General features: G+C 41.4%; 25 protein-coding genes. 6 read left to right on the top strand and 19 right to left on the bottom strand.

The genetic code is table 11. The annotated features are described in order from the left end of the window. Nucleotides 1-274: hypothetical protein (locus VIK44_RS06340; protein ID WP_331553007.1), on the top strand; the 274-nt coding region annotated here is incomplete at its 5' end. 150 nt (nt 275-424) lie between these two features. On the opposite strand, the gene VIK44_RS06335 is transcribed toward VIK44_RS06340, so the two are convergent. The 12 genes from VIK44_RS06335 to VIK44_RS06280 all read right to left on the bottom strand — a co-directional run bounded on the left by VIK44_RS06335 (nt 425) and on the right by VIK44_RS06280 (nt 11,601). Further along, nucleotides 425-868, bottom strand: a complete 444-nt coding sequence (locus VIK44_RS06335; RefSeq protein ID WP_331553006.1) for an Lrp/AsnC family transcriptional regulator — start codon at nt 866-868, stop codon at nt 425-427. Between the two features lie 606 nt (nt 869-1,474). Continuing rightward, nucleotides 1,475-1,579 carry a hypothetical protein gene (locus VIK44_RS14230; protein WP_331553008.1) on the bottom strand — a complete coding sequence of 35 codons (105 nt, stop codon included), beginning with the start codon at nt 1,577-1,579 and terminating at the stop codon, nt 1,475-1,477. A 131-nt stretch (nt 1,580-1,710) separates the two neighbouring features. After that, nucleotides 1,711-3,258 (bottom strand): glutamine-hydrolyzing GMP synthase, encoded by a 1,548-nt coding sequence (gene guaA, locus VIK44_RS06325; protein ID WP_331553005.1) that lies wholly within the window; start codon nt 3,256-3,258, stop codon nt 1,711-1,713. 10 nt (nt 3,259-3,268) lie between these two features. Further along, nucleotides 3,269-4,726 (bottom strand): IMP dehydrogenase, encoded by a 1,458-nt coding sequence (gene guaB / locus VIK44_RS06320; protein ID WP_331553004.1) that lies wholly within the window; start codon nt 4,724-4,726, stop codon nt 3,269-3,271. Between the two features lie 194 nt (nt 4,727-4,920). Then, nucleotides 4,921-6,264 carry a dihydrolipoamide acetyltransferase family protein gene (locus tag VIK44_RS06315; protein WP_331553003.1) on the bottom strand — a complete coding sequence of 448 codons (1,344 nt, stop codon included), beginning with the start codon at nt 6,262-6,264 and terminating at the stop codon, nt 4,921-4,923. Between the two features lie 16 nt (nt 6,265-6,280). Further along, nucleotides 6,281-7,282 carry an alpha-ketoacid dehydrogenase subunit beta gene (locus VIK44_RS06310; protein WP_331553002.1) on the bottom strand — a complete coding sequence of 334 codons (1,002 nt, stop codon included), beginning with the start codon at nt 7,280-7,282 and terminating at the stop codon, nt 6,281-6,283. Next, on the bottom strand, nt 7,279-8,256 hold the full coding sequence (locus tag VIK44_RS06305) for a thiamine pyrophosphate-dependent dehydrogenase E1 component subunit alpha (protein WP_331553001.1): 978 nt from the start codon (nt 8,254-8,256) through the stop codon (nt 7,279-7,281). Before VIK44_RS06305 ends, VIK44_RS06310 begins: the two co-directional genes overlap by 4 nt. Before the next feature lie 167 nt (nt 8,257-8,423). Further along, nucleotides 8,424-9,128 (bottom strand): 2-C-methyl-D-erythritol 4-phosphate cytidylyltransferase, encoded by a 705-nt coding sequence (ispD, locus tag VIK44_RS06300; RefSeq protein ID WP_331553000.1) that lies wholly within the window; start codon nt 9,126-9,128, stop codon nt 8,424-8,426. A 12-nt stretch (nt 9,129-9,140) separates the two neighbouring features. Then, complete coding sequence (tsaE, locus tag VIK44_RS06295; RefSeq protein ID WP_331552999.1) at nt 9,141-9,602, bottom strand: tRNA (adenosine(37)-N6)-threonylcarbamoyltransferase complex ATPase subunit type 1 TsaE; 462 nt, start codon at nt 9,600-9,602, stop codon at nt 9,141-9,143. After that, on the bottom strand, nt 9,602-10,018 hold the full coding sequence (locus tag VIK44_RS06290) for a PspC domain-containing protein (RefSeq protein ID WP_331552998.1): 417 nt from the start codon (nt 10,016-10,018) through the stop codon (nt 9,602-9,604). The genes tsaE and VIK44_RS06290 overlap by 1 nt, the downstream gene beginning before the upstream one ends. A 33-nt stretch (nt 10,019-10,051) precedes the next feature. Next, nucleotides 10,052-11,272, bottom strand: coding sequence for a pyridoxal phosphate-dependent aminotransferase (locus VIK44_RS06285; RefSeq protein ID WP_331552997.1), 1,221 nt, complete (start codon nt 11,270-11,272; stop codon nt 10,052-10,054). A gap of 44 nt (nt 11,273-11,316) precedes the next feature. Next, nucleotides 11,317-11,601 carry a YerC/YecD family TrpR-related protein gene (locus VIK44_RS06280; protein ID WP_331552996.1) on the bottom strand — a complete coding sequence of 95 codons (285 nt, stop codon included), beginning with the start codon at nt 11,599-11,601 and terminating at the stop codon, nt 11,317-11,319. Nucleotides 11,602-11,745: 144 nt separating this feature from the next. On the opposite strand from VIK44_RS06280, the gene cysS reads away from it, so the two are divergent. Both cysS and VIK44_RS06270 read left to right on the top strand, forming a co-directional pair. Beyond that, on the top strand, nt 11,746-13,143 hold the full coding sequence (gene cysS, locus VIK44_RS06275; RefSeq protein WP_331552995.1) for a cysteine--tRNA ligase: 1,398 nt from the start codon (nt 11,746-11,748) through the stop codon (nt 13,141-13,143). Continuing rightward, nucleotides 13,128-13,574, top strand: coding sequence for a Mini-ribonuclease 3 (locus VIK44_RS06270; RefSeq protein WP_331552994.1), 447 nt, complete (start codon nt 13,128-13,130; stop codon nt 13,572-13,574). The genes cysS and VIK44_RS06270 overlap by 16 nt, the downstream gene beginning before the upstream one ends. Nucleotides 13,575-13,681: 107 nt before the next feature. Here the strand turns inward: VIK44_RS06270 and VIK44_RS06265 are convergent, their stop codons facing one another. Both VIK44_RS06265 and VIK44_RS06260 read right to left on the bottom strand, forming a co-directional pair. Further along, on the bottom strand, nt 13,682-15,076 hold the full coding sequence (locus tag VIK44_RS06265) for an MATE family efflux transporter (RefSeq protein WP_331552993.1): 1,395 nt from the start codon (nt 15,074-15,076) through the stop codon (nt 13,682-13,684). Nucleotides 15,077-15,109: 33 nt separating this feature from the next. After that, entirely contained in the window at nt 15,110-16,789 is a 1,680-nt protein-coding gene (locus VIK44_RS06260; RefSeq protein ID WP_331552992.1) for a DEAD/DEAH box helicase, read from the bottom strand. A gap of 260 nt (nt 16,790-17,049) precedes the next feature. On the opposite strand from VIK44_RS06260, the gene VIK44_RS06255 reads away from it, so the two are divergent. After that, the gene (locus tag VIK44_RS06255) at nt 17,050-17,454 is read left to right on the top strand and encodes a helix-turn-helix transcriptional regulator (RefSeq protein ID WP_331552991.1); all 405 of its coding nucleotides are present in this window, start codon (nt 17,050-17,052) and stop codon (nt 17,452-17,454) included. A gap of 153 nt (nt 17,455-17,607) precedes the next feature. Here VIK44_RS06255 and VIK44_RS06250 read toward each other — a convergent pair whose 3' ends face one another. The 4 genes from VIK44_RS06250 to VIK44_RS06235 all read right to left on the bottom strand — a co-directional run bounded on the left by VIK44_RS06250 (nt 17,608) and on the right by VIK44_RS06235 (nt 23,065). Then, complete coding sequence (locus VIK44_RS06250) at nt 17,608-19,551, bottom strand: NAD(+) synthase (RefSeq protein ID WP_331552990.1); 1,944 nt, start codon at nt 19,549-19,551, stop codon at nt 17,608-17,610. Nucleotides 19,552-19,902: 351 nt separating this feature from the next. Beyond that, the gene (locus tag VIK44_RS06245; protein WP_331552989.1) at nt 19,903-21,510 is read right to left on the bottom strand and encodes a CTP synthase; all 1,608 of its coding nucleotides are present in this window, start codon (nt 21,508-21,510) and stop codon (nt 19,903-19,905) included. Nucleotides 21,511-21,690: 180 nt separating this feature from the next. Then, nucleotides 21,691-22,338 (bottom strand): PAQR family membrane homeostasis protein TrhA, encoded by a 648-nt coding sequence (trhA, locus tag VIK44_RS06240; RefSeq protein ID WP_331552988.1) that lies wholly within the window; start codon nt 22,336-22,338, stop codon nt 21,691-21,693. 55 nt (nt 22,339-22,393) lie between these two features. Further along, entirely contained in the window at nt 22,394-23,065 is a 672-nt protein-coding gene (locus VIK44_RS06235; protein WP_331552987.1) for a DUF1638 domain-containing protein, read from the bottom strand. Nucleotides 23,066-23,264: 199 nt separating this feature from the next. On the opposite strand from VIK44_RS06235, the gene VIK44_RS06230 reads away from it, so the two are divergent. Together VIK44_RS06230 and VIK44_RS06225 are read left to right on the top strand one after the other, a co-directional pair. Further along, on the top strand, nt 23,265-23,840 hold the full coding sequence (locus VIK44_RS06230) for a 5-formyltetrahydrofolate cyclo-ligase (RefSeq protein WP_331552986.1): 576 nt from the start codon (nt 23,265-23,267) through the stop codon (nt 23,838-23,840). A 6-nt stretch (nt 23,841-23,846) separates the two neighbouring features. Then, the gene (locus VIK44_RS06225; RefSeq protein WP_331552985.1) at nt 23,847-25,148 is read left to right on the top strand and encodes a folylpolyglutamate synthase/dihydrofolate synthase family protein; all 1,302 of its coding nucleotides are present in this window, start codon (nt 23,847-23,849) and stop codon (nt 25,146-25,148) included. A gap of 206 nt (nt 25,149-25,354) precedes the next feature. Here the strand turns inward: VIK44_RS06225 and VIK44_RS06220 are convergent. Then, nucleotides 25,355-26,153: tRNA dihydrouridine synthase (locus VIK44_RS06220; RefSeq protein ID WP_331552984.1), on the bottom strand; the 799-nt coding region annotated here is incomplete at its 5' end.

The raw sequence follows: 26,153 nt of genomic DNA, 5'->3' as shown, positions 1-26,153 counted from the left end.
AGAAGAAGGTGAAAACCCATTCATTTTAGATTCAGATGAACCGGATATTGATAAATTTTCCCAATTTTTAGACTCGGAAGTTCGTTATACTTCCTTGAAACTGACATTTCCGGAAGTTTCTGAAACCCTTTATGCCAGAGCAAAAGAAGAAGCACTGGAACGCTATATGGGTTACAAATGCCTGGCTGAAAATAAAAAAACTAACTCGAAAAAGTTTTATTCACTTCGTTGTCTACAATCTCAGGAACCCTTAGAGGCAATGTCATTAACTTAAGTAGTACATTGCCAAAAACAATAAAGCGATTCTCTTCTATTTTGAAGGGAGTTGCTTTTTTTTAGCCCGAATACGGTAAAAGATTGTAGTGAAAGCAGTGAACAGGGGGTAATTATGGCTAATAAAATTGATTTTAAAGCTAAGAATCTTTCAGGGTGTAATGGAGTAAGTGTTTTTTATAGTGGATAAGGTTACAATAATTTTCGTCTTTTGTACGCCGGGAACTGTTTTAATTCGGTTTAGGATCTTTTCCAGGCTTTCCATATCTTCTGTAATAATTTTAATTAAATAATCATAGTCTCCAGCCAGATAAGAACATTCAATAATTTCATTCTCCTTCTGTACCAATGTCACGAAACCTTCGATATAATTGGGATGTTTAAGAGAAACAAACATATTGGCAACAAGATTTTTTTTTAACTTCCTGGCACACAAAATAATGGTGTATTTTTGAATAATCCCGGAAGAATCTAATTTTTTCAAACGTTCACTGATTGCTGGAACCGACAAGTTCACCCTACTGGCAATTTCCGATGCGGTAGTCCTGGCATTTTCCTGCAATAGTTTAAGAATTTGAATATCAATTGAATCCATTCATATCTCCTCTCTATTAAAATTATTAATCTAATTATATACCCTTTTCATAATAATACAATAATATTTAAGCCTGAATAACAATACGATGTAACTATTTAATAAAAAGCACACTCGTAAGGACTGTTTCTTAATTTATTTAACTTGACTTATGAGAAAATGCCAGAGGAATATTTTAATGCCATCGAGTCCGAAAAAAAAATTTACTGGTTTGAAAAATCATGTCATTTTCCCCATTTGTAATTTTATTTTGTTTTATCGAAATAAAAATCTTTTTTAAGGTTTTATTTCGATTAGCTCGATAAATTCAAATCTATTTCTATTTTATTTCCCTAAAAACAGGATTTGCCGCTATATCCAGCTGTCATTCATCTGTCATTTTTTGTTTCATCTGTACATAAATCAATCTGATGCGATCGTCGTGACCAGCGGAGAAGAAGACTCGCTTCGTAATCGATGAAGGCATTCGTCTGTTTAAAAAAGGTTATAACGATTATATTATATTTTCCGGATACAATAAAGATAACAAGATGATTCATGATTCATGATGCAATGGCGGCCGCCGGTCTTTCTGATACGACCTACACCATTGGCGATCAGGCAACGTCAACCATCGAAAATGCAACCTTTCAGGAGGCCTTCTGCCAAGAGTGCGATATCAATATCTTCAGAAAATCTTCTCAAATCTGCATAACACTTTGTCAACGACATCCCACCCTTAAATACAATTTTCTTTCCCATTTCGGAAATTGATAAATTATTCATTTCCCTAATTCACAAAAAAAATAAACACTTTTCTAACCATTGCTATCTGGTTAGAAAAGTGTTTTGTTGTATTTTTTTTATTCCCACTCGATTGTAGAAGGTGGCTTGCTTGTGATGTCATAAACGATCCGACTCACGTGTTTTACCTCGTTAACAATTCGGGTTGAGATGCTTTCCAGCACATCAAAGGGGATCCGTGCCCAATCCGAGGTCATACCGTCAACCGAGGTAACAGCTCTCAGGCCAATGGTGTAGTCATAGGTACGTTCATCCCCCATAACCCCAACACTGCGGTTGCCTGGAAGCACCGCAAAGTACTGCCATATTTCTTCATCCAAACCGGCTTTTGAAATTTCATCCCGGAAAACGTAATCCGCTTCACGTAATATTTCCAGCTTTTCTCTGGTAACATCGCCCATGACACGTATGGCAAGGCCTGGCCCGGGAAAGGGCTGACGCCATACTAAATCATGGTCAAGACCGATTTCTTCGCCTACAGCCCGAACTTCATCCTTAAAGAGGCTTCTCAGTGGCTCAATAAGCTCAAAGTCCACATCATCAGGAAGGCCACCAACATTGTGATGACTTTTAATCACTGCTGCGTTTTTAGTTCCGCTTTCAATGACATCGGGATAAATAGTCCCCTGGAGCAGAAAATGAATATCGTTGAGTTTACCGGATTCTTCTTCAAACACCCGAATAAACTCGGTACCGATGATTTTACGTTTTTCTTCGGGATCACTGACGCCTGCCAGTTTGTTAAGGAAACGTTCGGCGCAGTTGACCCGGATGAAATTCATCTTGAAACGATTTTTAAAAATCGCTTCGACTTGATCACCTTCGTCTTTTCGCAGCAGACCATGATCCACAAAAATACAGGTGAGTTTATCGCCAATGGCTTTATAGACTAAGGTTGCGGCAACGGAGGAGTCCACTCCGCCGCTTAAAGCACAGAGAACCCGTCGATCGCCAACCTGTTCTTTAATGGCTGCAATTTGTTCATCTGCAAAGTTTTCCATGGTCCAGAGACCGACACAACCGCAGACATCGTAAAGAAAATTATTGATAATCTCTTTTCCGTATTGGGTATGTTCCACCTCAGGATGAAATTGAACAGCGTAAAGTTTGCGTTCATGACATTCGATGGCCCCGGTGGGACAGGTTTCCGTAATGGCTGAAATGGTAAAGCCTTCCGGGATCTGATTAATATAGTTCGTATGACTCATCCAACAGGTCGAGCCATCAGCTATATTTTTAAAGAGAACACTGGTTTCTTTGAATGTTAAGGCTTTTTTTCCATATTCACCAATCGCTGCCAATTCTGTACTGCCCTTTAATTGTTCTGCCATTAACTGGGCACCGTAACAGATTCCTAATATCGGAATGCCCATATCATAAATTCCGGGGTCGCATTGGGGTGCGCCGGGTTCGTGTACACTGGAAGGGCCTCCTGTGAAAATAATACCTTTTGGATTTTTCTTTCGGATTTCATCCAGGGTAATATCATAAGGAACCACTTCTGAGTAAACCCGGGCTTCTCGAACACGTCTTGCAATAAGCTGATTGTATTGCGCTCCGAAATCTACAATAAGGATCAATTCATTTTCATAATTCTTTTTTATCATCGATTCTCCCTTAGAACTGTGCACTATTATAGTTAGGTGATTCTTTAGTTATTGAAATATCGTGAGGATGACTTTCGATCAGTCCCGCACTGGTAATCTTAATAAATTGTGAGTCTTCCCGTAATGCTTTAATGGTTGCTGTTCCGCAATAACCCATACCGGAGCGTAATCCTCCAACCAATTGATACACAGTATCAGCCAGGGGACCTTTATAAGGAACTTTTCCTTCAACCCCTTCAGGAACCAGCTTTTTCTGGCCTTCCTGGAAATAACGGTCAGAGCTGCCATCTTTCATGGCGCCCAGCGAACCCATACCGCGATAGGTTTTAAAACTTCGTCCCTGGTAAATAATGGTTTCGCCGGGACTTTCGTCGGTGCCTGCAAAAAGGCTGCCGATCATGACAACGTCGGCTCCGGCGCCAATGGCTTTTACGACATCACCGGAGTACTTGATTCCGCCATCGGCAATAACCGGAATATCATATTCACCGGCAACCTCAACCACATCCATAATGGCAGTTATCTGAGGCACACCAATTCCTGCAACCACACGGGTGGTACAGATGGACCCTGGTCCGATTCCCACTTTAAGGGCATCTGCACCGGCTTCAATTAAATCCCTGGCGGCGCTGCCGGTGGCAATATTTCCAATAATCAGCTGAACATCCGGATATTTTTCTTTAATGGTTTTTACCGTTTTCACAACACCAATGGAGTGTCCATGAGCAGTATCCACTACAATCACATCAGCCTGGGCTTTTATCAGAGCATCCACCCGTTCCATGGTGTTACTGGTAATCCCCACCGCACCGCCAACAATCAGACGACCGCGGCCGTCTTTGGCGGCGTTGGGATATTTAATCCTTTTTTCAATATCCTTAATGGTAATCAGTCCCTTAAGGTAGTTATCCCCATCAACAATCGGAAGCTTTTCGATTTTATGCTGTTTTAGAATAGACTCGGCCTTTTCAAGGGTTGTTCCCTCTTCTGCTGTCACAAGGTTTTCTTTGGTCATGGCATCCTTGATCTTTTTTTCAGGGTCGCTTTCAAAACGCAGGTCACGATTGGTTATAATCCCTACCAGCTTGCCGTTTTCTGTTATCGGTACTCCTGAAATTCGATAGCGGGACATCAGTTCAAGGGCATCGCCAATACGATGTTCCGGCGATAAGAAAAAGGGATCGACAATGACACCATTTTCTGAGCGTTTCACCATATCGATTTCGGCTGCCTGTTTTTTAATGGTCATATTTTTATGAATAATACCAATGCCGCCTTCTCTTGCCATGGCAATGGCTAAACGTCCTTCGGTAACTGTATCCATTCCCGCACTCATTATCGGGATATTCAAAGAAATGTTTTTGGTTAATCGGGTTATGGTTTTTACATCTCCCGGTAAAACTTCTGACCTTCCTGGGATCAATAGCACATCATCAAAGGTGATGCCTTCCTTTAATATTTTCTTCAAACTTTGTATCTCCTTTCAATTCTTGGCTTTGTTCGGATACAAAAAAACAGATAATCGGCGGTTGCTTTTTATCTGCTTCCTTTGTATTATGTAATCTTATTCTTAATTTAAGTCTAACATATTTTCCTTAGAGGTGACAATGATTTTTTATTGGTAACGTTATCTTTTCTTCAATTCAAGCTTTTTCAGCTTTTTTAAAGGAGCAGCAACGATGGGTTTTCCATATCCGCTTTCACATCCTGTAAAAATTTTGCCCCTGTCAGGCCATCGGCTGCACGATGATCGAGGTTCAAGCTGATCTTCATTACCGACCGCATCATCGGTTCTCCCTCATAGAGCCGCATCCGGTGAACGACTGTACCGACACTGAGTATAGCGCTGTTTGGCGGGTTGATAATTGCGGTAAACTCAAGAATACCAGCCATTCCCAGATTGGTAACGGTAAAGGTACTGCCCTTAAGATCTTCTGGTTTAAAGTATTTGTTCTTGACTGATTTTAATGTTTCCGCCCGATTTTTAACGATCTCGGCAAAGCTCATTTCATGAGTGTTCTTTATGACTGGTACAATCAGACCATCATCCGTGTCCACTGCTAATCCCATATGAACATCAGGGTGTTTTATGATCTCACCATCGATGAGACTGCTGTTAATTTCAGGATATTTGATTAATGATCTTGAAACTGCCATTATCAGAAAATCAGTAAAGGTGCAACGGCATCTATTCTGATCTTCAATTTTCTTTGCAACTTTTTTTCTGAGATTTTTTACCTCGGTCATATCAATTTCTATTGTCAGGGTAATCACAACATTTTCTAAATTGCTTTTAACCATTGAGCCGGCAATGATTTTTTGTTTTTCTGAAAGGCTGGTTTTGTTAAGCATCTCAGTTTTTTCTATGGTTTCAGACGTGCTTATCAGAATTTCATTTCTGTTCAGGGGAACGCTTTCTTCTATCGTATCCATCTCAGGTATTACTTCCTCACGTTTGGGAAGGACTCTGACATATTCACCATAGTCCCCGGTAAAATCGTCATCATTTTCCTGAAACCGCTTGATTGAACTCAGTTCCCCGGGAACCACACGTCCATCAGGTTCGCGGGTATCCAATCTTGGTTTCAGATCAAAATCATCGACGATTGACATGAATTTTGCCAGCCCCGGAACCCGTTGTGTTAACTTTTCTTTTTCTTTACGGCCACCCGAAAAGTTTTCCGGATGTCCGAAAATTTCTTCTAACTGGGAGCTGATTACCACTGGCTCCGGTTCTTCAGAAGGCAATGGCTGGGCTGCCAATACAGCCTCCACATTTTCAATCTGAATACGTCCATTAGGACCGGTGCCAACAATATTTTCGATGATAATATGATGTTCTTTTGCCAACCGCCTGGCTGCCGGTGTCGCTCTGACCTTCCCAATGCCCTGATCGGTTTCGCGTCTTAAACCAAGGTCTTCTGTCGATTGAATTTTTTCGGCATTCGGATTTTCTTCCTCTAATGCTTCCCACTCTAATTCCGGTAATATTATTTCTTTCGCCATAATTTCTTTTTACTCCCTATTCGCAATCGAGCAAACAGTATACCGCACGAATAAAATCCTTCGTCTGAGGTACCACTGCGGCCTCAAGTTTTCTATTATAGGGGATGGGTATATCCAGCCCGGCTAATCGGATAATGGGTGCATTGAGATAATCAAAGGCTTCGCTCTCTGCAATACGTGCCACAATTTCACCGCCAACACCACCGGTTTTTGAAGCTTCATGAGCAACAATCACCCGACCGGTTTTAATAACTGATTCCACAACGGGTTTCATATCCATGGGATATAATGTCACCGGATTAAGAATTTCCACATCGATGCCTTCTGCTGCTAATAAAACTGCCGCTTCCATGGCCTTTGGTAAAAGGGTACCATAGGTAACAATTGTTATATCTTTCCCGGGGCGTTCGATGAACGTTTTTCCGATTTCCACCATAAAGTCCTCATCTAATGGCACATCATCCTCAATTTTATATAAAAGCCTGTGTTCAATAAAACAGACCGGATTATTATCCCTTATTGCCGCCTTTATTAAGCCCTTGGCCTGGGCCGGAGTTGATGGCGTTACGACCTTTAACCCGGGCACATGACAAAGCCAGGCTTCAAGGCTCTGGCTGTGCTGGGCCCCTGCCCCGGTGCCTGATCCTGCCGGTAAACGCAAAACCATGGGAACCTGGGTTTGTCCTCCAAACATGTATCGCATCTTGGCTCCCTGATTGACCAGAGCATCCATGGCAAAGGTTACAAAATCCATGAACATTATTTCACAAATAGGGCGCAGGCCGGTGGCGGCCGCGCCAACGGCTGTTCCGACCATAGCGGCTTCGGAAATAGGGGTATCCAAAATCCGTTCTTCCCCAAATTCATCAATCATTTCAGCCGACAGACAAAAAGCACCAACCCTGGGGCCAATATCCCCCCCCATAAAAATGACGTTGTCATCCCGGCGCATTTCTTCAGTCATTCCTAATCGTATCGCTTCCCGGTAGGTCATTTTCTTTAATTCATTATTATTCATTCTCCCACCTCACATGCGTATACATCGTCTAAAACGGCTGTTACTTCCGGTTCAGGACTGGCCATGGCAAATTCCAAAGCATTTTCAATGGAATTCCCGGCTTCATCTTCGATGGTCTGAATCTGTTTATCGGTAAACACCTGATTGTCTTTCAAATAATTTTTCAGTTTGAGGACGGGATCTTTTTTCCGCCATTCCTCAACCTCTTCCTCAGGGCTATTATCCTGGGCGCCACTTTTTGAGTGCCCATTGTAACGGTAGGTTTTTGCTTCTAACAGCACCGGTCCCTTACCGGCTCTGGCATAACGCAATGCTTTTAACAGCGTATTATAAACTTCAAGAGGATCGCTCCCATCAATGGTAATACCGGGAATATCATAGCTTGTGCTTCGGTCTGAAATATTTTTGATATTCATATGCTTTGAAACAGGTGTTGTCAATCCATTAAGGTTATTTTCAATTAAAAAAACAATGGGCAGCTTCCATATAGAGGCTAAATTTAATGATTCATGAAAACTTCCCTCGTTGGCTGCCTCATCTCCGGCAAAGCACAGTACCACTTTTCCGGTTTTTTTATACTTTTGGGTCAGTGCCGCTCCGCAGGAAAGGTTAAAGCCACCGCCAAACACGCCGTTGGCACCAATATTGCCGTTTTTTACATCGGCAATGTGCATGGATCCGCCTTTTCCTTTACAATAGCCGGTGGCTTTTCCCAGGAGTTCAGCCATCATTAAATTGACATCCAAGCCAAAACCAATGGCCTGGGAATGACCGCGGTGGGTCAACGACACCAAATCCCCTTTTTCCAATGCCAAACAGGAAACCACATCAATCGCTTCCTGTCCCATGGACAGAGGTGCTGTCCCATGAACAAGTCCCCCGGGCATAAGATCCGCCACTTTTTCTTCAAAAAAACGGGCCTGGTTCATTTTATAATACATTCTTAATAATATTCCTTCTGATAATTCAATCATCGTTTCCTCCACATTTTCATAAAGATATCAAGGATGGTTTACACTTCTCTCATTATATCTTTTTTTCAATCATAAAGAAAGAATGCCGGGAAAAACAATGCGCTAATCCACTATTTCCGTGTCATTCTTTCATTTCTTTAATAATCTATTAATTTTTCCTGGCCCATTTATCGTTTTTTTTCATAACGTTTAATGATGGATTCTGCAATTATCAAATCTTCCGGTGTGGTAATTTTTATATTTGTATACTGTCCGATGACAATCTTAACCGGACAACGGAGTCTCTCCACTAAAAAGGCATCATCGGTTCCTTCAACACCTTCTTCTATGGCATTTTCATGGGCTCTTCTCAGGAGCTGATGTTCGAAAGTCTGAGGGGTTTGAATTTCGATGAGGTAATCCCGGTTGGGAGTATACTCCACGAAGCCGCTGGCATTAATGACCTTAATGGTATTCTTTGCCGGCACACCGACAACCGTAGCCTGATGCTCCATGGTTTCGTAAATACTCTTGATAATGACGGATTCCTGGATAATCGGTCGTGCGCCATCATGGACCATGACAATGTCTGCTTTAGAATTTACGGCTTTTAGTCCGGCATAAACGGACTGCTGCCGGGTGTCTCCGCCTTCAACCAATTGAACCTTGGTATAATGATAGGGTTTTAATACCTGATGCTCACAAATTTTAAACTCGTCCTTGTTAATCACAAGGACAATTTCATTGATCATGGAACATTTCTCAAAGACATCCAGGGTATAAGCTAAAATAGGTTTCTCATTTAATGTTAAATATTGCTTATTAATTGTTGAGTTCATGCGACGTCCCTGTCCCGCTGCCGGGATAATCACACTGGTAAACTGTCTTTCCATGATCTTACCACCTTAGATTTTTTTTAAGACTCGCATTATTTCGGGATGGGTTGTTTCTAGAATAATTTCTCTTTCATCCGGAGTATTTAAATCGGATATTAACGTAATATCAAGCTTTGGCTCAAGGGCATAGTCAGTTGCCAGATCCGGCCATTCTAAAAGCAGGGTTGCTCCCTGATTGAGATAATCCTCAAAGCCCATTTCATAAAGCTCATTGCTATCGAAAAGACGATACAGATCAAAGTGAAAAACCTTTGGAGGGTTTCCATATTCGTTCACAATGGTATAGGTGGGGCTTGTGACTTCATCATCAATCCCCAATCCTTTCACAAACCCTTTTGAGAAAACGGTTTTACCCATTCCCATTTCCCCATGCAAAAATACAACCAGAGGAAAGTCAAGAACTGCGCCTACTCTTATTGCAAGGTCAAAGGTTTCCTGACTGGATTTTGTTTTCATGACAACAGAAAACATTAACGCTGGCTCTTTTCTTTGGGTTGACCACTAAATTCTTCGACCTCTTCGATATCTTCAACATCTTCAATATCTTCAACATCTTCAATATCTTCAGCTTCTTTTGCATCTTCAGCTTCTTTCGTAATTTCGGGGTTTTCGGTATCTTCGGAATTCATATCGTCATCGATAATTTCATAATCCACCTCAACAACTTCTCTTTCATCAATCAGCTTCCTGCTTGGAATAAGCAGCGCCAGAGCAACATAAAGAACGATGCTCACAACTCCGCTTATGAAGTTGAATATAAAAGGAAGCACCGGCAAAATAAACAATACTCTGAATATCCAGGGGGAAATGTTAAAGTACTCACCTAAACCCACACAAACTCCGGCAATAATACCCTTCTTAGTGTCTCTCAATAATCGTTTTTTCATTTTTCTTTCCGTTCTATTCTTATTCTTTATTTATTATTTCTGATAATAAGTACTCATAAACCGTTCCAAACGGTCCATGGTTTCGGTTAACTCTGCCGGGTGCGGCAGAAATACTATTCTGAAATGATCCTGCTGTTTCATGTTAAACCCGGATCCCTGAACCATGAGTACATGCTCTTCTTTTAAGAAATCCAAAGCAAATTGAACATCACTGGTAATATTAAACCGTTTAATATCTATTTTAGGGAAAACATAAAAAGCGGCTTCGGGCATGGTACAGGATAATCCTGGAATCCGATTGACCCGATCAACAACAATTTTTCGTTGTTCGTACAAACGTCCTCCGGGCTTAAGTAAATCATTGATACTCTGGTAACCTCCCAGCGATGTCTGGATGGCGTGCTGTCCGGGAACATTGGAACACATCCGCATATTTGACAGTATCTTTATACCTTCGATATAATCCCTTGCGGCCTCTTTATTGCCCGTTAAAATCATCCAACCCACTCTGAATCCGGGAATCCGATGGGATTTTGACAAACCATTTAGGGTTACAACCAGTACCTCATCGGTCAGGGTTGCCATGGGTGTATGGACTGCCTCATCATAAAGAATCCGGTCGTAAATTTCATCGGCGTAAATAATCAGATTGTTTTCAACCGCCAATTTAACAATACCTTCCAGAATTTCTCTGGGATAAAGGGCCCCGGTTGGATTATTTGGATTGATAACAACAATGCCTTTGGTATTTGAATTGATTTTGCTTTTCATATCCTCCAGATCCGGATACCAGTTGGATTTTTCATCACAAACATAGTAAACCGCGGTTCCTCCTGATAGATTCACCGCTGCCGACCATAATGGATAGTCCGGGGTTGGCACTAAAATTTCATCGCCGTTGTTTAAAAGGGCTTGCATACAGAAAATAATCAGCTCACTGACCCCATTTCCTAAAAACACATCCTCTACTTTCAGATCCATTAATCCTTTGGTCTGATAATGCTGAACAACAGCCTTTCTTGCAGAGAATATGCCCTGGGAGTTACAATATCCTTCTGAACTTTTAATGTTGTATTTAATGTCCTGTATAATTTCATCCGGAGCATTTAAATTAAAGGGTGCTGTATTACCGGTATTGAGCATAATAATATCAATACCCTGTTTTTCCATACGATTGGCCTCATCAACCACCGGTCCCCTAATATCATAACAAACATTGTCCAATTTTCTTGACTTCTTAACCGTTTTTGTCACTGCTCTCGACCCCTTTTATTTTTAACTTTTACTTTCGATTATTCTTATGCGTTTTTGTTTTTCATTTTTTCAATAATATGACGATAGCCCTTTCCATATTTCAGGCAACGGTTCACCCGGCTAATGGTGGCAGAACTGGCCCCTGTGATTTTTTCGACATCAATGAAGGTTTTTCCCTGGGATAACAAAAAGGCAATTTCAAAACGATGTGCCATATCCTCAATTTCTTTAATGGTACAGATATCTTCCAGGAGCATATCGCATTCTTCTTCGGTTTCAAGAGCCAATATTGCCTGGGCCAGCACCTGTCTTTTTATGCTTTCTTCCATTGATTATCCTCATCAATTTCCTGAAAATTACAGAAATTTTCTTTCTAAAAAGATTTTATCCATTGACACTTATTCTTATCTATAGTGTATAATATATTATCATAACATATTCAGATTAATAAATAAATTGAAAGGTTCAAATATATGAAATTTTATAATACCATAACCCAACAAAAAGAAACCTTTATCCCCATTGAAAGCGGCAAGGTACGCATGTACTCTTGCGGCCCAACCGTTTATAACTATTTCCATATTGGCAATGCCCGTCCCTTTATTGTTTTTGATGTGCTCCGCCGATATTTAGAATACTCTGGCTACCAGGTTACCTTTATCCAAAACTTTACCGATGTGGATGATAAAATTATCAATCGCAGTCGTGATGAGGGAATTACCCCTCAGGAGCTATCGGAAAAATACATTAAGGAGTATTTTATTGATGCTGACGCCCTTGGGATTGAGCGTGCCAGCGCTCATCCCAAGGTTAGTGAACATATGACGGAAATCATCGACATGATTAAAATCCTTGAGGAAAAAGGCCTGGCCTATAACGTTAACGGTAATGTTTATTATCATGTGGACAATTTCCCTGATTACGGGAAGCTTTCAAAACAGTCCATTGAGGATTTAAAGTCTGGGGCCCGGGTTGATGTTAACGATGAAAAGCAAAGTCCTTTGGACTTTGCTCTCTGGAAAAAGAAAAAGGCTGGTGAGCCGTTCTGGGAAAGCCCTTGGGGACAGGGCCGTCCCGGCTGGCACATTGAATGTTCCGCGATGTCAAAAAAACATTTAGGAGAAACCATTGATATTCATGGTGGCGGGCAGGACCTTATTTTCCCACACCACGAAAATGAAATTGCCCAATCCGAAGGTTCCTGCGGCAAACCCTTTGCCAATTACTGGCTGCATAACGGCTATATTAATATTAACAATGAAAAGATGTCAAAATCCAAGGGCAACTTTTTTACGGTGAGAGATATTGCCAAAAGCTTTGATCTTGAAGTGGTTCGGATGTTTTTACTGATGGCGCATTATCGCAGCCCGGTAAATTTCAGTGAGGAACTCTTACAGCAGGCTTCAACTGCCCTGGACCGTTTTTACACCGCCAAATACCAGATGGCATTTCTTTTGGATAATGCCACCACGGATGCAGCAACAAAAGCAGAACAAACCTGGATTTCCTCTCTGGATGCGTATAAAACTGCATTTATCAAGGCCATGGACGATGACATTAACACCGCCGATGCCATTGCCAGTATTTTTGAATTAGTCCGGGACCTTAACTCTCATCTTACCCCGACCTCTTCAAAAGAGGCTATTATTGCAGGCCAAAAACTTTTTGGGGAACTCACTGGCGTTTTGGGACTGGCTGTTAAAGAAAAAGAAACAAATCTCGAATCTGAAATTGAAGATTTGATAGCAAAACGTCAAGCCGCCAGAAAAGAAAAGGATTTCAAAAAATCGGATGAAATCCGGGATGAACTGCTTGCCAAAGGGATTATTATCGAAGATACACGGGAAGGTGTTAAATGGAAGAGAGTCTGACCGACCTTAAATTAATTAATGAAGCCCTGGAAAAAAAGTTTGCCCAAACCCAGGCAAAAGCCATGAACCCACTGGCTCTGGCTTATATCGGCGATGGTATTTTCTCAGATACAGTAAGGAAATACCTGATTGGTTGTGGTCAGCAGAATGTTAATCTGATGACCAAAGCCTCAATCTCCTATGTCAGAGCCAGTGCCCAGGCCCAGATCATCCATGCTCTCATTCCTGAGCTGACTGAAGATGAACTTCGCATTGTTAAACGGGGCCGGAACGTACACTCCCAGGTTCCCAAGAATGCCAGTGCCGCGGATTATTGTTATGCCACCGGCTTTGAAGCCTTACTGGGGTATTTACACCTCAGCGGTGAACCTCAGCGCCTGGAAGATTTAATGGTAAAAAGCATTGCCATTATTAATCAGTTAAAGCCCTGAATTTCAAGAACGATTATTGTTCGTGAAAAAACGCCATTAAAATTTGCATTAAAAAAAGATCCAGTTAAAAGAGAAAATTTCTTTTAATTGGATCTTTTGTATTTCACTTATAAAGCCGCCGGATGCGGTTCCCAGGAATCGAAAATTTGATTCTTAAACCGTCGATACATAAACAGTTCATAGGAAAGACAAACTATTTCGGAAATAATAAATCCATACCAGACTAAATCAAGGCCGCCAATGGCTGCCAGTATATAGGAACTCGGTAGGAGAACAATCATTTGTCTAATAAAGGAAGCAATCATGCTGACATAAGCCTTTCCAATCGCCTGAAAACTTACGCTGATCATAATGGATATTCCGGCAAGAGGAAAAGCAATGCTGATACTTCTAAAGCAATGAATACCAATGGCCAGCATTTCATCTGAAGCGTTAAAAGGCATGAGGATCTGTTCCGGGAATACCCAAAACAGAATGGTTCCAATACTCATAATGACTAAAGCCATACTCACCGCAACCTTAAGCGTCTGTTTAAAGCGTGCTTCGTTTTTAGCTCCAAAATTATAGCCGAAAATCGGCATTGCTCCCTGACCCAAACCAAAAATCGGCATAAAAATAAAGGATTGAATCTTAAAATAGACCCCAAAAACAGCCACAGCCGACATCCCGAAGGTTGCCACAATAAGGTTATAGCCGGTGATCAAAACTGAGCCCAGGCCCTGCATAATGGCGGCCGGTAAACCGACCACAATAATATCCTTAAAGATGGACCTTTCAAAGTGAAAAATTTTGTAGTTGAGTTTCAGTAAATTCTTTTTACCCTTGAAAACAACAATCAGCATATAAACCATGCCAATAATTTGTCCGGTTACTGTTGCAACAGCCGACCCTCTTATGCCTAAAGCCGGGAATCCCAGCAAGCCGAAAATCAATATCGGATTAAGAATAATATTGCATACCGCACCAATGATTTGACCGATCATCGGTTTGATCATCTCACCGCTGCCCTGAAGGGTAGCAAAAGCGGCCTGGGTAATAATGCTGCCAAAACAGAAAACGGTGACAATCAAAAGATAATCTTTTCCCTGGGTAATAATAAGCGGGTTGTCGGTAAAAAGACTGATGAATTTCTCGGAAATAAGAATTCCGAAAATAGCCAGAATCACCGAGAGAATCACGGCAATAATAAATCCATGCTCCGCAACATTTGCCGCTGCTTCTTTTTTATCTTCACCCAAACGCCTGGCAATGGCCGAATTGATCCCAACGCCCATTCCGACAAAACATGAAATAATGAGTATTTGTATGGGAAAAGCCAGGGAAACCGCGGTTAGTGCTTCTTCCCCTATTTGAGCCACGAAAATACTATCCACCACATTGTACATGGACTGAATAAGCATGGAAATAATAGCAGGTAGTGACATAGCAAAGAGGAGCCTGGGAATTGGCACAACCCCCATTTTGTTTTCTTTTACTAATAGAGTTTTTTCCGATTCGCTCATGGCACCTCCTGGATAACTTTATTTAATTATTTGCTATTTCTTTTTAGAAATTTCAACCTTGACCTTATGGTCTTTAATGGTTTTTCCATTTAATTTTTTTTCTACTTTTTTTGCGAAATCTTCATCAATGTCCACAAAAGTAAATTTATCGTACATATCGATGTTTCCTACGGTTGAAGATGGAATCCCACATTCGCCGCAAATGGCTCCAAGAATATCACGTTTTTGAGCATTGTCTTTTTCCCCAACGCTGATAAAGAGTCGCTGTGTTTTTTCCGGACCCGGACGTCTTCCACGAGTACCTTCTCGGCTGCCGCCATCTCGGCTGTCACGACGACCACGACCACTGTCTCGGCTATCACGACCATCTCTTCGAGGACCTGAATCCGTTCGTCTGGGACGACGTTCCACCGTATTTAAATCGGCTGCTTCTGATAAAGGTAATTGGGCCTGAAGTAAAACTGCAGCAATTTCTTCAGCTGTATGTCCTTTTGTCTTTAATTCCTCAACAATTTCAGCATAACAGGCTAAACTTCCTTTTTCTGCACGAATTTTAAATCGTTCGTGAAAATGGGCAACTTTAATATCGTTAATAACATCACTGGTTGGAATCAAACCGCGTTCAATGCTTTTTTTGGTGTAATCCGTGATTTTTCTTAATTTGAATTGATCACGTGATCTTGCCAGAGTCAGTGACATACCAGTTTTTCCTGCCCGTCCGGTTCGACCGATACGATGCACATAATATTCTTCATTGTCAGGCACATCATAATTAAAAACAATATCGATATCATCGACATCAATGCCTCGGGCTGCAACATCGGTGGCAACCAGAATACTGAGCTGTCCACGGCTGAACTGTTTCAGTACTGCCATACGTGAAATCTGACGCATATCACCATGAATTTTATCCACAGAATATCCCAGTTTTTTCAAGTCATCGGTAATTTCATCCACGTATTTCTTAGTATTACAAAAAATAAGGGATCGGGTTGGTTTGTAAACATCCAGTAATCGGGTTAATGCCTCAAATTTATGGTGATCACTGATATTGAAGTATTTTTGTTCAATTCCTGGTGCAACCATATTTTTAGGGGAAATTTCAACGAATACCGGGTTTTTCTGGTAGGTTTCCGCAATTTTCATAATCGCTTTCGGCATGGTGGCTGAAAACAATACAGTTTGGATCTCATGTTCAATTTCATCAAGGATTAATTCAATATCCTCACGAAAGCCCATGTTTAACATTTCATCCGCTTCATCTAAAATAACCATTGAAACTTCGCTGAGTTTTAATGTTTTACGGCGCATATGATCCATCACACGTCCCGGGGTTCCCACCACAATGTGTACGCCTGATTTTAGTTCTCTTATTTGTCCTTCGATGGAAGCTCCCCCGAATATTGGAAGAACCTTAATGCTTCTATCATACTTTAGTACCTTTTTAAATTCATCTGAGACCTGAACTGCCAACTCTCGGGTTGGGCAAAGTACTAAAACTTGTACTTTCTTTATGGTAGGATCAAGCTTTTCAATGGCTGGAATGGCGAATGCCACGGTTTTCCCTGTTCCTGTTTGGGATTTACCAATAAGGTCTCCTCCCCCCATTAGTTGTGGAATTGCTTGCTCTTGGATTTCGGTCATTTCTTCAAAGCCCATCTCCTGGATGCCTTGTAACAATTTTTCATTAATCTTTAGTTCTGTAAATTTCATTTAGTATCCTTTCTCGAATATATAACATCTAATTATAGACTAGTTAATGGTAAAACACAAGTTGCATGCTTATTCTTTTTTAATTATAATTAAGAAACCATGCCTCCCATTGCTGTTTTTATCAATATTATTGCTGGTTTGGCATTTATTTGTAAAATTTCTGGTAACATTATGATTAAATAGTGTATACTACCATTAAAAGTTAGTCTCATCATCGGGTTGAATTCAACTTTAGAATTATTTAAAACGGAGGTAAACGAATGTCAACTTTTGGAACACGATTAAAACGTCTGCGGATTAACAGGGATATGACACAACAGGATTTTGCTGAACATTTTGACTTAAATAAGAGTTCAATTTCCAAATATGAGAAGGATAAAAACCTTCCCGAGAATCAATTACTGATGGAAATTGCTGATTATTTCAATGTATCAGTTGATTATCTTCTTTGTCGTACCAATAATCCAACATCTTTAAACGATGCCAAGCTTAAATTGGAAGGATGTCAAGATCCTTCAGAACAACTGACCAAGCCTTTGGAAATGAAGGACCTTATGGGTCTTTTCGGTTATGCCCTGGCAAGTGAAGAATCTAAAAAAGAAATCTTGGATTTCATTAACTTTAAGCAGGAAGTTCTTGTTCAGCACTATTCCAACAAAAATTGAATCGGATGATTCATTGATTGTTGCTGACAAAATCAAAGTGAGAAATCCGTACCGACAACTGATTAACAATTAGTCGGTACGGAAGTTTATCAGCAATCTGAAAGGCAGCGCCATTTAATGGTGCTGCCCTTTTTTTATCTTTTTTGCACCCTTCTACAGCTCGATATTATCAAGGGCTTTTAACCATTGGGTGGCATGGGCATCCGAAGGCATCCGCCAGTCTCCCCGAGGGGAAAAGGAAACCGACCCGACCTTTGGACCATCCGGTACACAGGAACGTTTAAACTGCTGACTGAAAAAACGACTGTAAAATTTTCTCAGCCATTTGAGGATTACTGGTTTTTCATAAACACCTTTAAAAGCATTTGTGGCTAAAATATATATTTTCTCAGGACCAAAGGCATAGCGCACCATATGAAAGATAAAAAAGTCATGCAGTTCATAGGGCCCAACGACCTCTTCGGTTTTTTGCTGTATTTTCCCTTTTTCATCCGGCGGTAAAAGCTCCGGTGAAACCGGCGTGTCCAATACATCATATAATATTTCTTTTATCACTTCTTCTACTTCTAAATGATCCGCCACCCACTCTACCAGATAACGTATGAGGGTTTTTGGGATACTGGCGTTTATGCTGTACATGGACATATGATCCCCATTATAAGTGGCCCATCCCAGACCCATTTCCGAAAGATCCCCGGTGCCAACGACAATCCCACCATACTTGTTGGCAAGATTCATGAGTATCTCGGTTCGTTCCCGGGCCTGGACATTTTCATAAATCACATCATGGACCTCAATGGGATGGTCGATCTCAATGAAATGGGCCGTGCAGGCATCCACGATGGAAATCTCGTGAAAGGTTACCCCAAACCCTTTAATAAGGGCCACCGCATTATCATAGGTCCGGTCGGTGGTTCCAAACCCGGGCATGGTTACCGCATGAATTTTTTCCCGGGGAATATCAAACCGATCACAGACATTCACGCAAACCAGTAATGCCATGGTAGAATCCAGGCCTCCGGAAATTCCTACCACCATCGGGGCATCCCCGATATGTCTCAACCGTGTGGCCAGGGCCATGGTTTGGATATTAAAAATCTCTTCACAGCGTTCACTGCGACGATTGGGATCCCCTGGAACAAACGGAAAGGGATTGATATCTCTTTGAAACTCCTGGCAGTCCTGGCTGTCAAAAATAATACTGCGATAGGTTTTATCTTTGATGAGGTCTGCCGAATCTGAAAATGAGTGCTGCATTTGCCGGTCGTGAACCAACGCTTCAATGTCAATGTCTGCCACCAGTATTTCATTTCCAAGGTTGTATTTCGGCAATTCTTTCAACAGGACTCCCCGATCACAAATCAGAGCGTGTCCGCCAAAAACTAAATCCGTGGTGGATTCCCCAAAACCTGCTGAGGCATAGAGATAACCCGCATTGCATCGCCCGGATTGCGAACGGATCAGGTCACGACGATAATCACTCTTACCCACGATATCATTGCTGGCGGAAGGGTTTAAAATAACGGTAGCCCCTGCCAATGCATGATAGCTTCCCAGTGGAATAGGTGCCCATAAATCTTCGCAGATTTCGATGGCCACCACAAAATCTGCCATATGGCTGTTTTGGAAAAGCAAATCAGTTCCAATCGGCACACACTGTCCGAAAAGCGTGATTTCCGACTGGTAAAGAGATTTTGAAGAGGCAAACCAGCGCTTTTCATAAAATTCCTGGTTGTTTGGAATAAAGGTTTTTGGAACGATTCCCAAAATTTTTCCGGCATTAAGAACCACTCCGCAATTGTACAGACTTCCCCCGACAGCCAGTGGCGTTCCGGCAACCATGAGTATTTTTTTACCAACTGACCATTCAAGTAATTGTTCCAATGCTTTCAGGGCATTTTTTTGAAGCTCCCGTTGGAAAAATAAATCGCCGCAGGTATAGCCGGTAATGCCAAGTTCAGGAAAAAGCAGAACTTCAACTCCCTGAGCCACGGCTTTTTCAGCTAAACCAATCATTTCTTCCACGTTATTCTGGCAATCTGCCAATTTTATTTTTGGAACGGCACAAGCCGTTCGAACAAAACCATATTTATGCATTCAATTCACCTTTTATCTTTAATTCTCAATCATTCATGATTGATGACTCTCATTATATCCCCATTGAAAGTTCCTTGCAATCACCTTTTTCTTTTCCACAGGCTGTGGTTAAAAATTCATTGTTTATAAACAGGGCGTTGTTAATTTCTTAAGAGAACCTTTGGCTCTATTCATGGGTTTGACGTAATTTTAACATGTTTATCCACACTATCCACAGATAAAACCTATGTTCTCCACAATTTTTGAGATAATTTATGGGTGTTTGAAAGTTATCCACAGTTATCCACAGGCATAGATGTTGTGTTTTTCGACATTAAAAAAGTCAAGATCTAGGATCTCGACTTTTTTAATCTAAATATCTCTTCCGGATAATGCTGCTTTTACAAAGCTCAGAAAGAGTGGATGGGGTTTATTTGGACGTGATTTAAATTCAGGATGTGCTTGTGTTGCAACAAACCAGGGATGGTCTGGAAGCTCAATCATTTCAACCAGTACCCGATCCGGAGACATTCCGGAGAAAATCAAGCCTTTTTCGCCAAGAATTTGAATGTACTCATCATTCACTTCATAACGATGGCGATGACGTTCACTGATTTCCTTTTGTCCATAGGCTTCAAAGGCTTTAGTGCCTTCAGCCAGTTCACAGGGGTACAGGCCTAATCGCATGGTTCCGCCCATATCACTGATTTTCTTTTGTTCTTCCATCAGGTTAATCACCGGGTATGGGGTTTCCGGATCAAGCTCAATGCTATGGGCACCGTCCAATCCGGCCACATTTCTCGCAAATTCAACAACTGCCAGTTGCAGTCCCAGACAAAGTCCTAAAAAGGGAATTTTATTTTCCCGGGCAAATTGGATGGCATGAATTTTACCTTCCACGCCGCGGTGGCCAAAACCACCGGGAACAATGATCCCATCCAGATCTTTTAGAATCCGATGGACATTTTCTTCATTGATATCCTCGGAGTGAATCCACTTAATCACCACCTCGGAATTATTGTCAATGCCGGCGTGTCGTAATGCTTCGGCAACGGATAAATAAGCATCATGGAGTTCAACATATTTTCCGACTAAACCAACGGTGATTTTATTTTCAAGACTTTTTGCTTTTTTTACCAGGTCTTTCCAATCCGTCAGGTCCGGTTGGCCACAGTCGATTTTTAATTTATCACAAACCAATCGCGCCAGACCTTCTTTTTCAAGCATTAAAGGCACTTCATAAAGCTCTGAAGCATCCAGATTGACGACCACTGCATTTTTATCGACGTTACAGAAAAGAGAAATTTTAGCCTTTAAGCTGTCCTCCACTTCATGTTCCGATCTGAGCACAATAATATCAGGCTGAATCCCAATGCTTCGTAATTCTTTAACCGAATGCTGGGTTGGTTTTGTTTTTAGCTCCCCGGCTTTTCCCAGGTAGGGTAACAGGGTCACGTGAATGTATAAGACGTTTTCCTGTCCCAGATCTCCATGAAATTGACGAATGGCTTCCAGAAAGGGCAGGCTTTCAATATCACCAACGGTACCGCCAATTTCGGTAATGACCACATCCGGGTGACTGTATTCAGACACCCGAAGGATGCCATCCTTAATTTCATCGGTGATATGTGGAATAACCTGAACCGTTCCGCCAAGATAATCCCCGCGACGTTCTTTTGTAATAACGTTCCAGTATACCTTACCCGTGGTTACATTGCTGAACTTTGACAGATTTTCGTCTGTAAAACGTTCATAATGCCCTAAATCCAAATCAGTTTCAGCACCATCGTCGGTAACAAAAACCTCTCCGTGCTGGTAGGGACTCATGGTTCCCGGATCAATATTCAGGTAGGGATCAAATTTTTGAATGGATACTTTAAGACCTCGTGCCTTAAGCAATCGACCTAATGAAGCACTGGTAATACCCTTCCCGAGGGAAGATACCACACCACCAGTGACAAATACATACTTTGTTTGCATAAGCTAATGTTACTCCTTTTTCCTGTTCTCAATAAACTCAAATAAAAAATCACCGCAAAAAATTGAGTTTTTTTTTTTGCAGTGATGCAATAGACATACATATATATTTTAACGTTTTTTGAAAAAAATACAATAAAAATTTTACTTTTATCCCACTATTTTTTCAATATCACCTTTTCATTAAAGAATATAGAAAAAAATACAGCAATAGTGACACAAAGATCCTAAAATCACAAAAATGTGAAAAAACTCATGAAATCCGAATTCTTTGGAAAAACTGGGTTTTTTAATAGCATAAATAACCCCACCGACGGTATACATTACGCCGCCGGCAACCAGAAGAATAAATCCTGGCAAAGGCAAGGCTCGATACAGTGGAACCACTGCGAAAAGTGCAAACCACCCTAAAAAAATGTATAATCCGGTTCCCAACCATCGTGGCATATTAATCCACAACATTTTAAAGATGATTCCAAGGATAGCTATCCCCCAAATGGCAGCCATCAAGACCATTCCAAAGGTTCCTGAAAGAGCAATCAGACAAAACGGGGTATAGGTTCCGGCAATAAGAATAAAAATCATGGCATGGTCCATTTTCTTTAAATGAACAACCTTTTCCTCATTACCAAGACTTGAGTGGTAAATAAAACTCGATGTGTACAGGCAAATCAGTCCGCCCCCAAAGGCAAAAACTGAAATAAGCGTTAAAGGCGTCACATTATTTTCTGCAATAATCAGCACGAGCATGGCAAAGATGCCAATCAAGGATAAAATTGCCCCAATGAGATGGGTTAAAGCATTAATCGGATCACGAAAACGGTTCATCATAGCTCCTTTCGATCATAGTGATTATCACTATGTAATGTTTTTCATTAAACAAATTTTAAGGCTTACTCAGGGATATTCCTAGGAAATCGTCGTAATCGGTAGGGTGTCCGGGAGGAATGACACAAAATTTTTCGTCCCATTGACCTGAAACGAGTTTTTCAAGTGGCGAAATACTGCCTTGACTGATAACCACATCCAATCCAATGAGCTCACCAATGTCTTTTACCCGGGGCAGGGCCGCTTCAACATTAAAAGCACCGGTATCAATGAGCATCAAATTTTTGTAATGCTTAAACATGATGTTCATGATCATCTTAGCCCGACGCTCGCCATACTTTTTCAGATTATATTCATATTCTATATCCAGGGTTTTTTCTCCGTTTAGCCACCCCTGGGTTAAGAAATAAGTGGTGGTTCGAATACGCTCCAGATTATCTGTTTCACTTAAAAGAATCTCGATACAATCCCCATATTTGGGAATAACCAGAATTGCCTTTTCGCTCTTGAGACCCAAAAGTCCATTTCCACAATTACCATAGGCAAAAAGGATCTCATCATATGCCGCTTCCGACTTATTAATTTCAGCCTGAAGAGCATCCCGCAATCGATCCGGGGAGTCATGAAGGGTATTTGCCATCCATATGGTCTCTATTTCCACAGCCCGGTTCTTAAGTGCCAGCTCTACCTCATTACGAATGGTTTCACAAGCGATTAATAATCTCTTCATAATTTTACACCTTTTTTCTGATTGCTTTTTCAATTGGTTCTATAATGAAACATTTTAAACATTCTTCTACCAGTATAACCAACTTTTTTCAATTTTCAAGGAAAAGCACTGATAAAATTTCCTCTTCATATATTTTAACCTAAACTCACTTTGTGTTATACTGTTATTGAAAAATAAACTTTATTTTGAGGAGAAAAAAATGGATAAAAGTGCATTCCGAAAAGAAACCCTGGCTCGTCGCAAAGCAATCTACTGTGCTGAAACCGATGCCGCAATTGTAAAGAATTTTTTAGAAAGCGACCTTTACAAAAACGCTGACTGGATCATGGTCTATGTGAGTTTTGGAACAGAAATCAATACCCACGATTTTGTAAAACAGGCTCTGGCTGATGGGAAACATGTTGTCGCACCTATTTGCAATCTTGAAGATCATACGATCACCTTGTCAGAAATCATCAATTTCCCTGGAGATCTGGAAGAAGGGCATTATGGTATCCTTACCGTTCGGGAGGATTGCATGCGCATCGTCGACCCTAAACAACTTGATCTGGTAATGGTTCCCGGTTGCGCCTTTACCAAAGCCGGACATCGCATGGGCTTCGGCGGAGGGTATTATGACCGCTTCCTGGAAACCATTAACGATGATTGCATTACTGCCGCACTGATCCGGGAGGATTTTATTTTTGACAAAATTCCAATGGAAGCTCATGACAAAAGCGTTGACTATATGATCACAGAAAAAGGTCTTTCCTGTTGTCCCATTCAGGAGGACTGATTAAACATGAATGTATCCGAAGCTATTACCTATATTGAAGCAACTCATAAGTTTGGCACCAGACTCGGACTTGAAAGCATGAGTCTCCTGCTCAAGGAGATGGGTAACCCCCAGGACAAGCTAAAATTCATCCACGTTGCCGGCACCAATGGTAAAGGTTCTACCGCCGCCATGATTTCCGGAATTTTAAAAACAGCCGGTTATAAAACCGGGCTTTTTACCTCCCCTTTTTTAGAAGCTTTTAATGAGCGTATCCAACTCAATAGTGAACCGATTGAGGATGATGGTCTTGTGGCTGCCACCGTCTTTGTGAAAGAACACATTGAAGTACTCATGAAACAGGGTGAACCCCATCCCACCGAGTTTGAAATGGTTACCGCCGTGGGTCTCCAGTATTTTTATGAAAAAAAGGTTGATTTGGTGGTTCTCGAGGTTGGCCTGGGAGGACGTCTTGATGCCACCAATATTATTAAAGCTCCTCTGGCCGTTGTTATTATGAGTATCAGTATGGATCATACCGATTATCTGGGGACAACCCTGGGTGAAATCGCCTTTGAAAAGGCCTCCATCATTAAAGAAGGCTCTGACGTCGTGGTTTATCCCCAGGCACCGGAAGCAATGAAAGTCATCCTTGATTTTGCCAGGTCCAAAAATGCCTCGGTTATTCTGGTTAATCCTGATGATATTTCCATTGTGGACTTCAATACAAAGGTTCAAACCTTAAAATACCTGGGAACCACCCTGCCCTTAAAGGAATTTCATTTAAAACTCCTTGGCAATCATCAATCACTGAATTGCCTCACTGCCCTGGAAGTCATTGGCCTCCTTATTCGCAAAGGTTATCACATTGAAACTTCCCATATCGAAGAGGCGTTATCCCAGGTGGTTTTCCCCGGACGTTTCGAAATATTTTTAGAATCCCCGGTGGTGCTCATTGACGGTGCCCATAACAGCAATGGCATTCAGGCTTTTGTTCAAAACATGAATCAGTACTTTCCCCAAAAGAAAGTCAATCTTTATTTTGGGATGTTAGAGGATAAAGACATTGAAGAATCATTGTCTTATCTGGTGCCCATAGCGGCCACCATCCATACCCTTACCCCGAACAGTGACCGTGCCCTGCCGGCCGAAGAAATGGCAACGCTTATCCATAACGAATACAAAAAATCAGTTGATTTTTATGATGACATGGATGCCGCCGTACGCAGCATTGATCTGAATAAAACCGAAGAAGTCAACGTTTTTGTGGGCTCTCTTTATATGATCGGTGAAGCCCGAACCTTAATACGAAAACTTTTAGTGAAATAGCCAACAGCAACTTGAGCTTCGCTGTCAGTTTACATGAAACAATTTTTCCACTATACGGCGTACAGTTCTTTGAACTGTTCGCCTATACGTTACAAAATTGTTTATGAAAACTGACATCAAAGCAATTTACGTTTGTATTTATAAATTTCGCAATTACCTATGAAATATCAAAAAGGAGCTTTTTAAGAAGCTCCTTTTTTTTGTGTTCAGCCTTCTAAAACCCCTTTTAAAAGGCGAATGACCGTGGCCTTATCTGATGCTCGAAACAGCTCATTTCTCAGCACTGTGGAGTGTCTCAGGCCCTTAGTGTAGGATACCAGATGCTTGCGCATTTCCCGAAGACCGGCATCCTCGTTTTTTAGCAGTGATAACAATTCAATATGCTCCAGGGCTGTTTCAATTTTTTCCTCCGCGGTGGGTTTCTCCCGAATCTCACCGGTTTTTAAATAATGGTCAATTTCCCGAAAAATAAAGGGATTGCCAATGGCCGCTCGCCCGACCATGAGACCCTCCACGCCCGTGGTTTCCAGGGCTATTTTTGCCGCTTCGCCACTGACAATGTCACCACTGAGAATAATTGGAATCCCGGCATTTTTTTTAACCTCTTTGATAATGGACCAATCGGCCTTTCCTGAATAATAGGCTTCCCGGGTTCTTCCGTGAATGGTCAGGGCTGCTGCCCCGGCATCCTCAACTCCTTCTGCAATCTCCCGAATATTAATGGAATCCTCATCCCAGCCAATCCTTGTTTTTACAATCACGGGCTTGTTCGATGCCTGAACCAAAGCCCTGACCACCTGAAAAAACAATTCCGGAGTTTTCATCAAAGCCGATCCTTCACCATTTTTGGTGATTTTCGGTGCCGGACATCCTGCGTTAAAATCAAGAAAAGCATGTTCTGTTATATTAATATAACGTTCCACCACTTCTCCCAGAATCTCCGGATCTGACCCGAAAATCTGAATCCCCACCGGAGCTTCTTTCTCGTTTGTAATCATGAGCTCC

The sequence above is a fragment of the Acetobacterium sp. genome (genome assembly GCF_036508315.1).
Classification (GTDB): domain Bacteria; phylum Bacillota; class Clostridia; order Eubacteriales; family Eubacteriaceae; genus Acetobacterium.
Note: the sequence above shows the minus strand (reverse complement) of the source record. Positions and strands in the feature narration are given on the sequence as shown.